This is a genomic window from Variovorax paradoxus (genome assembly GCF_000834655.1).
Taxonomy (GTDB): domain Bacteria; phylum Pseudomonadota; class Gammaproteobacteria; order Burkholderiales; family Burkholderiaceae_C; genus Variovorax; species Variovorax paradoxus_F.
In genome coordinates this window covers 18682-32447 of sequence record NZ_JXQQ01000024.1, presented here as the reverse complement: position 1 = coordinate 32447, position 13766 = coordinate 18682, and the positions used below count along the sequence as shown (strand labels likewise).

Annotated in this window: 15 protein-coding genes; 11 read left to right on the top strand and 4 right to left on the bottom strand. The window is 67.4% G+C overall.

What is annotated here, in order from left to right; translation table 11 throughout:
• Positions 1-857: recombination-associated protein RdgC (locus RT97_RS11220; protein WP_042578863.1), on the top strand; the 857-nt coding region annotated here is incomplete at its 5' end.
• 10 nt (positions 858-867) lie between these two features.
• Here the strand turns inward: RT97_RS11220 and RT97_RS11215 are convergent.
• Complete coding sequence (locus RT97_RS11215) at positions 868-2079, bottom strand: M20 aminoacylase family protein (RefSeq protein WP_042578862.1); 1212 nt, start codon at positions 2077-2079, stop codon at positions 868-870.
• A 28-nt stretch (positions 2080-2107) separates the two neighbouring features.
• Positions 2108-3439: an MFS transporter gene (locus RT97_RS11210; RefSeq protein ID WP_042578861.1), complete on the bottom strand. Its 1332-nt coding sequence runs from the start codon at positions 3437-3439 to the stop codon at positions 2108-2110.
• 167 nt (positions 3440-3606) lie between these two features.
• On the opposite strand from RT97_RS11210, the gene RT97_RS11205 reads away from it, so the two are divergent.
• Positions 3607-4551, top strand: a complete 945-nt coding sequence (locus RT97_RS11205; protein WP_042578860.1) for a LysR family transcriptional regulator — start codon at positions 3607-3609, stop codon at positions 4549-4551.
• A gap of 4 nt (positions 4552-4555) precedes the next feature.
• On the opposite strand, the gene RT97_RS11200 is transcribed toward RT97_RS11205, so the two are convergent.
• The gene (locus tag RT97_RS11200) at positions 4556-4990 is read right to left on the bottom strand and encodes a hypothetical protein (RefSeq protein ID WP_042578859.1); all 435 of its coding nucleotides are present in this window, start codon (positions 4988-4990) and stop codon (positions 4556-4558) included.
• Between RT97_RS11200 and RT97_RS11195 the strand changes: the two genes are divergently transcribed.
• On the top strand, positions 4990-5640 hold the full coding sequence (locus tag RT97_RS11195) for a hypothetical protein (protein ID WP_253278208.1): 651 nt from the start codon (positions 4990-4992) through the stop codon (positions 5638-5640). The genes RT97_RS11200 and RT97_RS11195 overlap by 1 nt on opposite strands.
• Before the next feature lie 53 nt (positions 5641-5693).
• On the opposite strand, the gene radA is transcribed toward RT97_RS11195, so the two are convergent.
• Complete coding sequence (gene radA / locus RT97_RS11190; RefSeq protein ID WP_042578857.1) at positions 5694-7082, bottom strand: DNA repair protein RadA; 1389 nt, start codon at positions 7080-7082, stop codon at positions 5694-5696.
• Between the two features lie 99 nt (positions 7083-7181).
• Between radA and hpaR the strand changes: the two genes are divergently transcribed.
• From hpaR to RT97_RS11150, 8 genes are all read left to right on the top strand, one after another.
• Positions 7182-7616: a homoprotocatechuate degradation operon regulator HpaR gene (gene hpaR, locus RT97_RS11185; protein ID WP_013538719.1), complete on the top strand. Its 435-nt coding sequence runs from the start codon at positions 7182-7184 to the stop codon at positions 7614-7616.
• Positions 7613-8248, top strand: coding sequence for a fumarylacetoacetate hydrolase family protein (locus tag RT97_RS11180; protein ID WP_042578856.1), 636 nt, complete (start codon positions 7613-7615; stop codon positions 8246-8248). Before hpaR ends, RT97_RS11180 begins: the two co-directional genes overlap by 4 nt.
• Positions 8245-9015 carry a fumarylacetoacetate hydrolase family protein gene (locus tag RT97_RS11175; RefSeq protein WP_042578855.1) on the top strand — a complete coding sequence of 257 codons (771 nt, stop codon included), beginning with the start codon at positions 8245-8247 and terminating at the stop codon, positions 9013-9015. The genes RT97_RS11180 and RT97_RS11175 overlap by 4 nt, the downstream gene beginning before the upstream one ends.
• A gap of 46 nt (positions 9016-9061) precedes the next feature.
• A complete protein-coding gene (locus RT97_RS11170; RefSeq protein ID WP_042578854.1) occupies positions 9062-10042 on the top strand; it encodes a Bug family tripartite tricarboxylate transporter substrate binding protein in 981 nt (326 codons plus the stop codon).
• 14 nt (positions 10043-10056) lie between these two features.
• The gene (gene hpaE / locus RT97_RS11165; RefSeq protein WP_042578853.1) at positions 10057-11523 is read left to right on the top strand and encodes a 5-carboxymethyl-2-hydroxymuconate semialdehyde dehydrogenase; all 1467 of its coding nucleotides are present in this window, start codon (positions 10057-10059) and stop codon (positions 11521-11523) included.
• Positions 11520-12503 (top strand): tripartite tricarboxylate transporter substrate binding protein, encoded by a 984-nt coding sequence (locus RT97_RS11160; RefSeq protein WP_155403785.1) that lies wholly within the window; start codon positions 11520-11522, stop codon positions 12501-12503. Before hpaE ends, RT97_RS11160 begins: the two co-directional genes overlap by 4 nt.
• A gap of 3 nt (positions 12504-12506) precedes the next feature.
• Positions 12507-12842 carry an aromatic ring-opening dioxygenase LigA gene (locus RT97_RS11155; protein ID WP_042578852.1) on the top strand — a complete coding sequence of 112 codons (336 nt, stop codon included), beginning with the start codon at positions 12507-12509 and terminating at the stop codon, positions 12840-12842.
• An 85-nt stretch (positions 12843-12927) separates the two neighbouring features.
• A complete protein-coding gene (locus RT97_RS11150; protein ID WP_042578851.1) occupies positions 12928-13755 on the top strand; it encodes an extradiol ring-cleavage dioxygenase in 828 nt (275 codons plus the stop codon).
• Positions 13756-13766 lie beyond the last annotated feature (11 nt).

Genomic DNA, 13766 nt, shown 5'->3' with positions numbered 1-13766 from the left:
AAGCCGGCGGCCCGCTGGTCGAGTCCATCGACGGCCAATGGCTCGTCGAATACATGATCGAGAGCAAGCAGGTCCCCGGCTCCGTGGTGCGCCGCAAGCTCGACGAGCGCTGCGCGCAGATCGAAGCCACCACCGGCCGCAAGCCCGGCAAGAAGGAAAAGAAGGAGCTCAAGGAAGACATCACCCTGGAGCTGCTGCCGATGGCCTTCACCCGCAGCGCGCGCGTGGCCGTGTGGATCGACAAGGCCGAGAACCGCCTGGTGATCAACAGCGGCAACGCCTCGCGCGCCGACGAAGTGGTCACCAGCCTGGTGAAGTCGCTCGACGGCTTCGCTGTGGCGCTCATCAACACGCAGATCGAGCCGGCCGCCGCCATGGCCAACTGGCTCCTGACGCAGGAGCCGCCGGCCGGCTTCACCATCGACCGCGAGTGCGAGCTCAAGGCCTCCGACGACTCGAAGGCCGTGGTGCGCTACGCCAAGCATCCGCTCGACATCGAGGAAGTGCAGAAGCACATCACCGACGGCAAGCGCCCCACGCGTCTGGCGCTCACCTGGGACGACCGCGTGTCGTTCGAGCTCACGCACGGCATGCTGATCCGCAAGATCGTGTTCCTCGAAGGCACGGGCGACGGCGCGGCGGGCGGCAAGAAGGAAGACAACTACGACGCCGACGTGGCGATCGCCACCGGCGAACTCGGCCAGCTGGTGCCGGCGCTGCTCGATGCGCTGGGCGGCGAGGCGGCGTTCGGTGCGGCACCGGCGGACGAAGCACCGAAGCCCGCCGCGAAAGCGGCGGCGCCCACCACCACGACCCCGGCCGATGCCGCCGAGGAAGAGGAAGACGCGCCCTTCTGACCGAAGGCGTTCAGGCGACCAGGTAGGTCTGCGCGAGGCGCACCCAGCAGGCGGCGCCCAGCGGCAGCACCTGGTCGTTGAAGTCGTAGCCGGGGTTGTGCACCATGCAACCGCCGAATTCGCCCTCCCCGTTGCCCAGGAGCACGTAGCAGCCCGGCAACTCGGCGAGCATCCAGGCGAAGTCCTCGCTGCCCGCAAAGCCCTTCGGCGCCTCGGTGACGACGTGCTCCGCACCGACGAGCTCGGCGCAGACCTGCGCCATCAGCCGGCACTCGGCCGCGGTGTTGACCACCGGCGGCACGAGCTGGCGGTAGTCGATCTCCGCCGTCACGCCATGCGCCTGCGCGGTGAGGCCCACGATCTCGCGGATGCGCTGCTCGACCACCGCGCGCGTCCCGGGCCGCGCCGCCCGCACATTGAGGCCGAGCGCCACCGATTGCGGAATCACGTTGTGCGTGGCACCGCCGCGGATGAAGCCGACCGACACGACGGCCGTGTCGCCCGGCGTCACGTTGCGCGCCACCACGGTCTGCAGGGCCGTCACCACCGCGGCGGCGGCCGGCACCGGGTCGCGCGAGAGGTGCGGCATGGCGCCATGCCCACCGACCCCTTTGAGCGTGACATCGGCCACGTCCGAGGACAGCGTGACCGGCCCCTCGATCACCAGGAAGCTGCCGACCGGAACGCCCGGCGCGTTGTGCAGCGCGTAGACCGCATCGCAGGGAAAGCGCTCGAAGAGGCCGTCCTGGATCATCGCGCGCGCACCGCAGAGGTTTTCTTCGTCGGGCTGGAAGATCAGGTTCAGCGTGCCGTCGAAATCGCGGCGCGCCGCCAGCGCCTTGGCGGCCGCGAGCAGGATGGCGGTATGGCCGTCGTGGCCGCAGGCGTGCATGCGGCCGTGGGTCTTGCTGGCGTACGGCAGGCCCGTGGCCTCGACGACAGGGAGCGCATCCATGTCTGCGCGGATACCCAGCCGCCGCGTGCCGTTGCCGACCTTCATCTGCGCCACGATGCCGGTCTTGCCGATGCCCGTGTGCACCTCGTAGCCCCATTCGCGCAGCAGGTTGGCGACCAGTCCGGCGGTCGCACTCACCTCGAAGCCGAGTTCGGGGTTGGCGTGGATCTGCCGGCGGATGTCGACGAAGGCCTGGGTGTCGATGTCGGCCTGCGGGAGCAGGCGCGACAGGAGCCTGGTGGTCTGGGGGCTGAGTTCGCGAGTCATGGGCTGTGTCCGGTTCGGTGAAGGAATGTCAGGGGGCCTTGCGTTCGCGCAGGCTCAGGAGTGCGCAGAGGCTCAGTGCGCCGCACACCATCATGTAGAAGGCCGGCGACATCGGGTTGCCTGTCCTGGCGAGCAGCCAGGTCACGATGAATTGCGAGGTCCCGCCGAAGACCGTCACGCCGATGCTGTAGATCACCGAGATGCCGCTGGCGCGCACGCCGATCGGCAGCATCTCCAGCAGCATGAGGAACATGGGCGTGGTGCCGATGTTGACGCTCGCCGTCAGCAGCGCCGAGAGGCACAGCACCAGCGGCACGCTCGGGTAGTGGCTGATGAGCCAGAACACCGGATACACGGCGATCACGCTGAACAGCAGCGAGCCGATCACCAGCGGCTTGCGGTTCGGCAGGCGGTCGGCCAGGCGACCCGCCACCAGGGACACCACGAACAGCGTGATGCCCGTGACGCAGCCCGACAGCAGCGACAGCGACGGCGGCATGTGCAGCACGCGGATCATGTAGGTCGGCATGAAGAACACGACCAGGTACATGGTCGCCGTGCCCGCGGTGGTGGCGAAGATGCCCTTGAGCACCGTGCCGCCGTGCTCGCGCAGCAGCCGGCCGATGGGGCTGGATTCATGGCTCTCGGCCTGGTGCGTCTCTTCGAGGTTGGCGCGGATGTAGAGGCCCACCGGCGCGATCAGCAGGCCGAGCAGGAACGGCACGCGCCAGCCCCAGCTCTCGAGCGACGCCTGGGGCAGCGCGGCATACAGCGCGGCGCCCGTGAGCGCACCCAGCAGCGCCGACACGCCCTGGCTCGCGAGCTGCCAGCTCACGCGAAAGCCGCGCCCCCTGACGCCGCCCGCCTCCATGAGCATCGAGGTGGCGGCGCCCACTTCGCCGCCGAGCGAGAACCCCTGCAGCAGGCGCCCCGCGACGATCATCAGCGAGCCGAACACGCCGGCCGAGGCATAGCTGGGCGCCAGCGCGATGCACAGCGTGCCGATAACCATGAGGCCGATGGTCAGCGTCATAGCAGCCTTGCGCCCCTTGCGGTCGGCGTAGTTGCCGATGATCACGCCGCCCAGCGGCCGCATCACGAAGCCGATGCCGAAGGTGGCCACGGCCAGCAGCAGCGAGCCATAGGGACTGTCCGACGGGAAGAACAGCTTGCCGATCAGGAGCGCGAAGAAGCTGTAGACGGTGAAGTCGTACATCTCCAGCGCATTGCCCAGCGAACAGGCTGCGATCAGGCGGAACTGGCTCTGCTTGCCCTTGCCGTGCGCGGCATCGGAAGAAGGCACGGCAGGCGCCGAGGAAGGGCCCAGGATCGGGCTTGCAGGCAGGGTGGCTTCACGCATCGAATCGTCTCCACGAACAGGGTTGCGGCGGAGTATTCAGGCAAAGCGCGCCAGCGCAGAATCACATATTTTCATGCCGATAACCAAATGGAATCCCCGCCGAAAAGGGGCCTTCCTGGCTATCGGGACAAGTACCAAGACAGCGTTTTCCGGGAGGCCGAGGCACCATGAAGCTGCAACAACTGCGTGTTCTTCTGGCCGTTGCACAGAACGGCAGCATCCATGAAGCGGCGCGCAGCCTGCACACCACGCAGCCGGCACTGTCCAAGACCATTGCAGAACTGGAGCGCGAGCTGGGCGTGACGCTGATGGTTCGATCCACGCGCGGCGTGAGCCTCACGGCCTACGGCGTGGCGCTGGTCAAGCGCGCGAGCCTGGTCGAGCAGGAGCTGCGGCACGCGCTGGAAGACATCGAGGCCATCCGAGGGCACGACGAGGCGCAGCTCAACATCGGTTTCACGGCAGTGGCCTCCAGCGGGCCGCTGCCCGATGCGATGGCCTCGTTCAGGCAGCGCTTTCCCAATGTGGCGCTGCGCGGCTTCGAGCTGCGGCCGCAGCAGATCCTGGAGGGGCTGCGCGAAGGCCGGCTCGACCTGGGAATGATCTCGACCTGCAACGGTCCGGGCGCCGGCAATTTCCAGTGGGAGCCGCTCTTCTCGGTCGCAATGCACCTGTCGGTGCGCGCCGGGCATCCACTGCGGCGCGTGCGCAAGCTGCGGACGCTGGTCGACGCCGACTGGCTGGTGCTCGACCCGATCGACGACGCCGGCAGCCCGCTGGTGAGCATGATGCGCATGCACGGGCTCGAGATGCCGCGGCGCATGGTGCAGAGCGCGTCGAACCTGCTCGGCCTGCAACTGGCCACGCAGACCGACCTGATCAGCATGTGGTCGGATTTCGTCTTTCACGGCGCGGGGCCGCTGCGGCTGCAGCCCGACCTGCTGGAGCGCCTGCCGATCAGCGACGAGGTGCCGGACTTCGGCGTCTACCTCGTCTATCGCTCGGCCGACCTCATGACCCACATGTGCGCGGAGTTCGCCAAGGAGGCGCGCCATCATGCAAAGGCGAATCCGCCGTGGCGCCAGCCGCGCCGCAGAGCCGGCGCGGGTTAGCCGGTCAGTTCGCGGGAGTCTGCGTTTCTTCTTCGGCCGGCGCCTCGGGCCGCGTCATCTGCCAGCTCTGCAGCTTGCCGGCGTTGAACACGGCATCGACGTAAGAGCCGCCCGTGTCGGTCCAGCGGTAGAGCTCGGGTTGCGTGTCGGGGGGCGAGCGCAGTTCGCCGAGCGCGCGCGTCATGGCGATGACGTGCATCAGCGTCACGCCCTGCTTGAGCTTGGCGTTGAGCATCACTGCGCTTGCGACATAACCCACGGGCCGGTCGGCAGCGCGCTTGAGCACCTGCATCGCGCGATTGAAATGCAGCAGCAGGAACATCACGATGACCCCGCCGGTGAGTGCGACACCGGCCCAGCCGTAGCTGCGCCACGCCAGCGCAAGAAGAACGATGCCGCCCACGGGCACAAGCAATTTCTGGAAATTCATGGCGCGCATTGTCGCCGCTCGCTGCTGTTCGCCTTCTCGATTCACTCGAAAGTTCGCATATCGATCGGCGCGCGATTCTGCTGTATCGGCCGTGGCTACCACCGGGGGCAAAAAACGGTACTCGTATCGAAATGCACATGCCGCGATGGCGCGACGCGGCACATTTCACCGCACGGGCATCAACCCGGGCCACAGAAAAGCGTATGACCATTCCGCGTTCCGTCACCTTCGTTCGTCTCACTCTCGCCGCCACGCTCACGGCTGCCGTCCTCAGCGGTTGCTACGTGGTACCCATCGCACAACCCGCACCCGCGGCGCCGCCTTCGCAGGCCTATGCCGTTGCACCGGGACCGATCGCGCAGAGCTTCAGTGCACGCCTGTACCCGTCGAACGCCGAAGCGGCGCGCTACGGAACGGTGGCAGGCACGGTGACCAACGACATGAACGGCCGCGGCCATTTCAATGCGCAGATCGGCGGTGAACAGTTTCAGGGAGAGGCGACCCGGGTTGCCGGCTCGCGAAGTGCCGGTGTGGCGAACGCCAGCGGCAATCGCGGCGGCAACCTGAGTTGCCAGTACACGATGAACTCGGCCACGTTGGGCAGCGGCCAATGCGTGCTCAACAGCGGGCCGGCGTTCACGATGCACATCGGGGGATAGGGAGGGTGGCCCGGCGCGTCACTGACGCGCCGGGCATTTTTTTCCCAGAAGAATCAATCGAGGCGGCGGACCACGTCCATCGCCTCTTCGATGCGTTCGACGGGGTGGATGGTCAGGCCTTCGATCTCTTTCGAACCCTTGCGCGGTGCGTTGGCCTTGGGCACCACCGCGATGCTGAAGCCCAGCTTGGCGGCTTCGCGCAGACGCTCCTGCCCGCGCGGCGCGGGACGCACCTCACCGGCCAGACCCACCTCGCCGAAGGCGATGAAGCCCTTGGGCAGCGGCTTGCCGCGCAGGCTCGAGGTGATGGCGAGCATCACGGCCAGGTCGGCCGCGGGCTCGCTGATGCGCACGCCGCCCACCGCGTTCACGAACACGTCCTGGTCCATGCAGGCCACGCCCGCATGGCGGTGCAGCACCGCCAGCAGCATCGCGAGGCGGTCGCGGTCCAGGCCCACCGACAGGCGCCGCGGGCTCGGCCCTCCGTTGTCGACCAGCGCCTGGATTTCCACCAGCATCGGCCGCGTGCCCTCCAGCGTGACCAGCACCACGCTGCCCGGCACCGGCTCGGCATGCTGGCTCAGGAAGATCGCGCTCGGGTTGGCCACGCCCTTCAAGCCCCGCTCGGTCATGGCGAACACGCCGATCTCGTTGACCGCGCCGAAGCGGTTCTTGATGGCGCGCACGAGGCGAAAGCTCGAATGCGTGTCGCCCTCGAAATACAGCACCGTGTCGACCATGTGCTCCAGCACACGCGGGCCCGCGAGCGCGCCCTCCTTGGTGACGTGGCCCACCAGCACCACGGCCGTGCCGCTGGTCTTGGCGAAGCGCGTGAGATGCGCCGCGCATTCGCGCACCTGCGCCACCGAGCCGGGGGCCGAGGTGAGCTGGTCTGAATACACCGTCTGAATGGAATCGATCACCGCGATCGCGGGCCGCGTGGCGTCGAGCGTGGCGATGATCTTCTCGAGCTGGATCTCGGCGAGCACCTGCACCTGCGAGTGGTCGAGCCCGAGCCGGCGCGAGCGCAGCGCGACCTGCGCGCCGCTTTCCTCGCCCGTCACATAGAGCGCGTTCTGCCCTGCGCGCTGCAGCGCATCGACCGCCTGCAGCAGGAGCGTCGACTTGCCGATGCCCGGGTCGCCGCCGATGAGCGTCACGCCGCCCGAGACGATGCCGCCGCCCAGCACGCGGTCGAGTTCGTCGATGCCGGTGGGCGTGCGCGCGATGTCGGTCGCCTCGATCTCCGAGAGCGTGGCCAGTTCAGTGACGCCCGCCAGCGGAGAGAACTGCGTGCCGAAACGGTTGTTGGCCGGTGCGTTGCTGCCCGCGACCTGTTCGATCAATGTGTTCCAGGCGCCGCAGCTGGGGCATTTGCCGAGCCATTTGGGGCTGGTGCCGCCGCATTCGCTGCAGACGAAGAGAGATTTGTCCTTGGCCATCCGTCGAGTTTAGGTGTCCGCACAAACCCTGATGGCCGACGGCTTGGAAAGAAATGGCCAATCATTTAACATGTTAAGTAATTTGAAGAGGCACAGCTTTTGAGCACAACGTTCACCCACCGCAATCTGCCGCGCCTGCTGCTGCAGGCCCGCGAAGCCGTGATGGCCCACACGCGGCCCAGCTTGCGCGAGCACGCGCTGTCCGACCAGCAATGGCGCGTGCTGCGCGTGCTCGGCGAGCACGGCGCGGTCGATACCGGCCGCGTTGCGCGCGAGGCCTTCATCCTCGGCCCGAGCCTCACCGGCGTGCTCGCCCGCATGGAGCGCGACAACCTCATCACCCGCGCCCGCGACCCCGCCGACCAGCGCCGCACCGTGGTCGAGGCCACGCCGCACGGCATGAAGCTGGTCAAGCGACTGGGCACGAGCATCGAGGCCCACTACGACTGGATGGAAAAGTCGCTCGGCAAGGCCAAGCTCACGCAGCTCTATGGCCTGCTGGACGAACTGATTGCACTGGAGCAGCCCTCATGAGCACCGCGCATTTCCTTCCGGCCGGCACCGTGTACGGCACGCTGCTGAACTTCCGCGCCGAGGTCGAGGCGCTCGCGCCGCAGATGACGGCACCGCCCTACAAGGCGCCACCCAAGGCGCCGGTGCTCTACGTGAAGACCGCCAACACATGGAGCCCGCACGGCAGCGCGATCGCCGTGCCTTCGTCGGTGCCCGAAGTGGAAATCGGCGCGAGCGTCGGCATGGTGATCGGTGCAGAGGGCGACGTCGAAGGCTTCGTGCTGATGAACGACCTGTCGATCCCGCATGCGAGCTTCTTCCGCCCGCCGGTGAAGTTCAAGTGCCTCGACGGCTTCCTGGGCATCGGCCCTGCGCTGCGCGATGCGCAGGAGGTGGCCGACCCCGCGAGCTTCCGCATCGAGGTGCGCATCAACGGCGAGCTGAAGCAGTCGATCGACTTCTCCCAGCTCGTGCGTCCGGCGCGGCAACTGCTCGCCGATGTCGGCGAGTTCATGACGCTCGCCCACGGCGACGTGCTGATGCTGGGTTGCGACGCGGGCCGTCCGCTCGCACGCGCCGGCGACCGCATCGAGATCTCCTCGCCGGGCTTCGAAACACTCGCCAACACGCTGGTGCAGGAGACCGCCGCATGAAGCACGCACGCGTCATCCACGAAGGTCGCGAACACACCGGCACCGCGCACGAATTCAACGGCCAGCCCGACGCCGCCGTGCGGCTCGACGACGGCCGCATCGTGCCGCAGGCGCAACTCACCTGGCTTCCTCCGCTCGCACCCACGGTGCGCCCGCGCACCATCCTCGCGCTCGGCCTCAACTACGCCGACCACGCCAAGGAACTCGAATTCAAGGCGCCCGAAGAGCCGCTGGTTTTCGTCAAGGGCCAGAGCACGCTGATCGGCCATCGCCAGTTCACGCACCGCCCGGCCGGCGTGCAGTTCATGCACTACGAATGCGAGCTCGCGATCGTCGTGGGCAAGACCGCGCGCCACGTGAAGCGCGACGACGCCTTCGACTTCATCGGCGGCTACACGGTGGCCAACGACTACGCGATCCGCGACTACCTGGAGAACTGGTACCGCCCGAACCTGCGCGTGAAGAACCGCGACACCTGCACGCCGCTCGGGCCCTGGTTCGTCGATGCAGCAGATGTTCCCGACTCGATGGCACTTGCATTGCGCACCACCGTCAACGGCACCGTCACGCAGCAGGGCAACACGCGCGACATGATCTTCGATGCGCCCTTCCTCATCGAATACTTCAGCCGCTTCATGACGCTCTCGCCGGGCGACCTGATCCTCACCGGCACGCCCGACGGCGTGGTCGATTGCAAGCCGGGCGACGTCGTCGTCACCGAGATCGAGCACATCGGCGCGCTGGTCAACACCATCGACGCGGCCTGACATTTTTTCCTGTCACACACACATAAAACCAGCGGAGACAAACGCAATGAACACCAGAAGAAAAACGCTCGCCCTCGTGGCACTGACCGCCTCGATGCTCGCGCTCGATGCACCGGCGCAGACAGCGGCCTATCCCGCCAAACCCGTGCGCTGGGTGGTGGGCTACCCGGCCGGCGGCGGCACGGACTTTCTTGCGCGCACGGTGGGCGCGCAGGTCTCGCAGCAGCTGGGACAGCCGGTGCTGGTCGACAACAAGCCGGGCGCGGGCGCGATCATCGCGTCGGAAAACGTCGCACGTTCGCCGGGCGATGGCTACACCGTGTTCTCGGCCGACAACGGCGTGCTGGTCTACAACCCCGCGCTCTACAAGAAGCTGCCCTACGACGCCGAAAAAGACTTCGCACTCGTCGGCATGATGGGGCGCTCGCCGCTCGTCATCACCGCCGCGCCCAGTGCCGGCGTGGCCGATGCGAAGGCGCTCATCGCGGCGCTGAAGGCATCGCCCGGCAAGTTCAGCATCGCGACGCCCGGCACCGGCAGCCCGCATCACCTGGCGATGGAACTGTTCCAGCGCGAGGCCGGCGTCTCGATGCTGCACGTGCCCTACAAGGGCGGCGCGCCCGCATTGCAGGACTTGATGGGCGGACAGGTGCCGCTGATGATGCTCGACCTGCCCAGCGGCGTCAGCGCGGTGAAGGCGGGCAAGGTGATTCCGCTGCTGGCGATGTCGGCCGAGCGCATTCCTCAACTGCCCAACGTACCCACCGCCAAAGAGCTGGGCTATGCCAACGTCGAGGCCTACACCTGGCAAGGGCTGGTCGCGCCCGCGGCCACGCCGAAGGAGGTGCAGGCCAGGCTCGGCACCGAACTGCAGAAGGCCATGGGCGACGCCGGCGTGAAGCAGAAGCTCTACGACGCGGGCTGGGAAGCACGTCCCGCCGACGCCACCGAAATGACGCACTACACCGATGCGGAGCGCAAGAAATGGCATGCCTTGATCAAGGCGCGCGACATCAAACTCGATTGAACCGGACACCCTCCATGCAACAGATCAACCACCTCATCGGCGGCAAGTCCGTCACGGGCAAGGACTACTTCGAAACCGTCAACCCCGCCACGCAGGAGGTGCTGGCCGAGGTCGCCTCGGGCGGCGAAGCCGAGGTGAATGCGGCCGTCGCCGCGGCCAAGGAAGCCTTTCCGAAGTGGGCCGGCATGCCCGCGCCCGAACGCGCGAAGCTCATCCGCAAGCTCGGCGACCTGATCGCCGCAAACGTGCCCGAGATCGCGCAGACCGAGACCAACGACTGCGGCCAGGTCATCGCGCAAACGGGCAAGCAGCTGGTGCCGCGTGCAGCCGACAACTTCTATTACTTCGCCGAGATGTGCACGCGCGTGGACGGCCACACCTACCCCACGCCTACGCACCTGAACTACACGCTGTTCCACCCGGTGGGCGTGTGCGCGCTCATCAGCCCGTGGAACGTGCCCTTCATGACGGCTACCTGGAAGGTCGCGCCATGCCTGGCCTTCGGCAACACGGCCGTGCTGAAGATGAGCGAGCTCTCGCCGCTCACCGCCGCGCGCCTGGGTGAACTGGCGCTCGAAGCCGGCATTCCGCCCGGCGTGCTGAACCTCGTGCACGGCTACGGCAAGGAAGCCGGCGAGCCGCTGGTGGCGCACCCCGACGTGCGCGCGATCTCGTTCACCGGCTCCACCGCCACGGGCAACCGCATCGTGAAGAGCGCGGGCCTCAAGAAGTTCAGCATGGAACTCGGCGGCAAGAGCCCGTTCGTGATCTTCGACGATGCCGACCTCGACCGTGCGCTGGACGCCGCGGTGTTCATGATCTTCAGCAACAACGGCGAGCGCTGCACCGCGGGCTCGCGCATTCTGGTGCAGCAGTCGATCTATGCGGACTTTGCTGCGAAGTTCGCCGAGCGCGCCAGGCGCATCACGGTGGGCGATCCGCTCGACGAGAAGACCATCGTCGGCCCCATGATTTCGCAGGCCCACCTGGCCAAGGTGCGCAGCTACATCGAGCTCGGGCCGAAGGAAGGCGCGACGCTGCTGTGCGGCGGACTCGAAGGTCCGAGCAACTTGCCTGACCGCGTGAAGAAGGGCAACTACGTCGTGCCGACCGTCTTCGCCGATGTCGACAACCGCATGAAGATCGCGCAGGACGAGATCTTCGGCCCGGTCGCGTGCTTGATCCCGTTCAGGGACGAGGCCGACTCGATCCGTCTGGCCAACGACATCCAGTACGGCCTGTCGAGCTACGTGTGGACGGAGAACATCGGCAAGGCCCACCGCGTGGCCGCCGCCGTGGAGGCCGGCATGTGCTTCGTCAACAGCCAGAACGTGCGGGACCTGCGCCAGCCCTTCGGCGGCACCAAGGCCTCGGGCACCGGCCGCGAAGGCGGCACCTGGAGCTACGAAGTGTTCTGCGAGCCGAAGAACGTGGCGGTGTCGCTGGGCTCGCACCACATTCCGCACTGGGGCGTGGCGTGAACGCATCCCGCCGCGCGCTGCTGCAAGGCGCCGCAGCATTGGCGGCGCTGCCGTCGATGGCCCGCTTCGCGCATGCGCGCGGCGACTGGCCCAACAAGCCGGTGCGCATCGTCGTGCCCTTCACGCCCGGCGGCACCACCGACTTCGTCGCGCGGCTCGTGGCCGTGGAACTCGGCAAGACACTGGAGCAGGCCGTGATCGTCGAGAACAAGCCCGGCGCGGGCACGGTGATCGGCGTCGATGCGGTCGCCAAGTCGGCGCCCGACGGCTACAGCTTCGTCTGCGTGGCCAACAGCTTCACCGCCAACCAGACGCTGGTGCGCAAGCTCCCCTACGACACGCAGAAAGACCTGCGCCCGGTCGCGCTGATGGGCATGTCGGAGCACGTGCTCGCCACGCATCCGGCCAGTGGCTTGAAGACGCTGGCCGACCTGCGCAACCAGGCCAAGGCCAGGCCCGGGACGCTGAGCTTCGCCTCCTTCGGCAACGGCACCTCGGCGCACCTGTCGGGCGAAATGCTCAAGCTGCAGATGGGCCTGGACATCGTGCACGTGCCCTACAAGGGCCAGGGCCCCGCCCTCACCGACCTGCTCGGCGGCCAGGTGACGATGATGTTCGGCAACTGGCCCGAGTTCCGCGGCCACATCCAGAGCGGCAAGTTGGTCGCTCTCGGCATGGCGACCGCGCAGCGCTCGCAGTACGCGCCCGCCATACCCACACTGGCCGAACAGGGCGTGCCCATCGAGTCCAATTCGTGGAACGGCCTGCTGGCGCCCGCCGGCACGCCCGATGCCATCGTGCTGCGCATGAACGAAGAGGTGAACCGCGCGCTCGCGGGCCCTGCCGTGACGGAAGCCTTCCGCAAGGGCGGCATCGCGTCGCTGTCGGGCACGCCCGAGCGCTTCGCGGCGTTCATCCAGAGCGAGATCGCAAAGTACGGCGATGTGATCCGCAAGGCCAACATCCAGATCGAGGGCTGAACGATGAGCCTCTATGCGATGCAGAAATTCCTCTTCGCGCTGAACCGCGAAGCCGAAGTGCAGCGCCGGTACGCGGAAGGCGGCGAGGTGCGTGCCGCGCTGCTCGCCGGCTACGACCTCGACGACGAGGAGCGCGCGGCCATCGACACCGGCGACATCGGCAAGCTCTATGTCCTCGGCTGCAACGGCCAGCTGCTGATGCACTTCGCGCCATTGCTCGGCATCGCATGGGCCGACTATCTCGAAGCGATGCGCGAAGGCGTGCGCAAGTACGGCCCGGTTCGCGCAGGCATCTACGCCATGACAACGGGCACAAACGAAAAGGTGGCAGGCATATGAAAACCCCCACGCTCCCCACTTCGTGTGGTTCGCTGCCCCCCGAGGGGGCGCTCGATGCCCTTCGGGCGGCCAGGCGGGCATCGAGATGAGTCTCGTATTCGCAGGCGTGTGCAGCCACGCCCCCGGCATCACCGGCCGCGCGCACCTGGCCGACCCGGCGGTGAAGGACGAATTCCACGCGCAGTTCCACCGTTTCGGCGAGGCGATGCGCGCGACGAAGCCCGATGCGGTGATCGTCATCGCCGCCGAGCACTTCGCCAACTTCTTCATGAACAACATGCCGGCCTACGCCATCGGCATGGCCGACAGCTACGAAGGCCCGATCGAAGACCCTAAGTGGCTCGGCATCGAGAAGACGAAGGTGCCCGGCGACGCGGCCCTCTCGCAGCGCCTGATCCGCGAGGTGATGCAGACGGTGGACGTGGCCTACGCGGAAGAATGGAAGTTCGACCACGGCATCATGGTGCCGCTGCACTTCCTCACGCCCGGCTTCGACACCAAGGTCATCCCAGTGAACATCAACTGCCAGGGCCCGCCGCTCACGCCGCTGCACCGCGCATGGGCTTTCGGCGAAGCCCTGCGCCGCGCCTGCGACAAGGCGCCCGAGCGCATCGCGCTGGTGGGAACGGGCGGCATCTCGCACTGGCCGGCCACGCCCGATTCGGGCAAGGTGAATGCCGAGTGGGACGCCGAGTTCATGCGCCGCTGGTGCGCCAACGACCGCGAGGCACTGCTCTCGCAGGACGACTACAACGACGAAGCCACCTACCGCGAAGCGGGCCAGGGCGGCTTCGAGATCCGCACCTTCCTCAGCGTGGCCGCGGCCGCGCGCGGCAAGGGCGAGATCTTCCACATGAAGGCCATCCCGATCTTCGCGGTGACCTGCACGGCCGCCGTCATGTCGGTGGCCTGAACGAAAGAAAG

Excerpts from the sequence above, each read along its gene's own strand:
- RT97_RS11215 (WP_042578862.1), bottom strand. The coding sequence starts at position 2,079 with ATGACTCGCGAACTCAGCCCCCAGACCACCAGGCTCCTGTCGCGCCTG.
- RT97_RS11210 (WP_042578861.1), bottom strand. The coding sequence starts at position 3,439 with ATGCGTGAAGCCACCCTGCCTGCAAGCCCGATCCTGGGCCCTTCCTCG.
- RT97_RS11205 (WP_042578860.1), top strand. The coding sequence starts at position 3,607 with ATGAAGCTGCAACAACTGCGTGTTCTTCTGGCCGTTGCACAGAACGGC.
- RT97_RS11200 (WP_042578859.1), bottom strand. The coding sequence starts at position 4,990 with ATGCGCGCCATGAATTTCCAGAAATTGCTTGTGCCCGTGGGCGGCATC.
- radA (WP_042578857.1), bottom strand. The coding sequence starts at position 7,082 with ATGGCCAAGGACAAATCTCTCTTCGTCTGCAGCGAATGCGGCGGCACC.
- RT97_RS11180 (WP_042578856.1), top strand. The coding sequence starts at position 7,613 with ATGAGCACCGCGCATTTCCTTCCGGCCGGCACCGTGTACGGCACGCTG.
- RT97_RS11175 (WP_042578855.1), top strand. The coding sequence starts at position 8,245 with ATGAAGCACGCACGCGTCATCCACGAAGGTCGCGAACACACCGGCACC.
- RT97_RS11170 (WP_042578854.1), top strand. The coding sequence starts at position 9,062 with ATGAACACCAGAAGAAAAACGCTCGCCCTCGTGGCACTGACCGCCTCG.
- hpaE (WP_042578853.1), top strand. The coding sequence starts at position 10,057 with ATGCAACAGATCAACCACCTCATCGGCGGCAAGTCCGTCACGGGCAAG.
- RT97_RS11155 (WP_042578852.1), top strand. The coding sequence starts at position 12,507 with ATGAGCCTCTATGCGATGCAGAAATTCCTCTTCGCGCTGAACCGCGAA.
- RT97_RS11150 (WP_042578851.1), top strand. The coding sequence starts at position 12,928 with ATGAGTCTCGTATTCGCAGGCGTGTGCAGCCACGCCCCCGGCATCACC.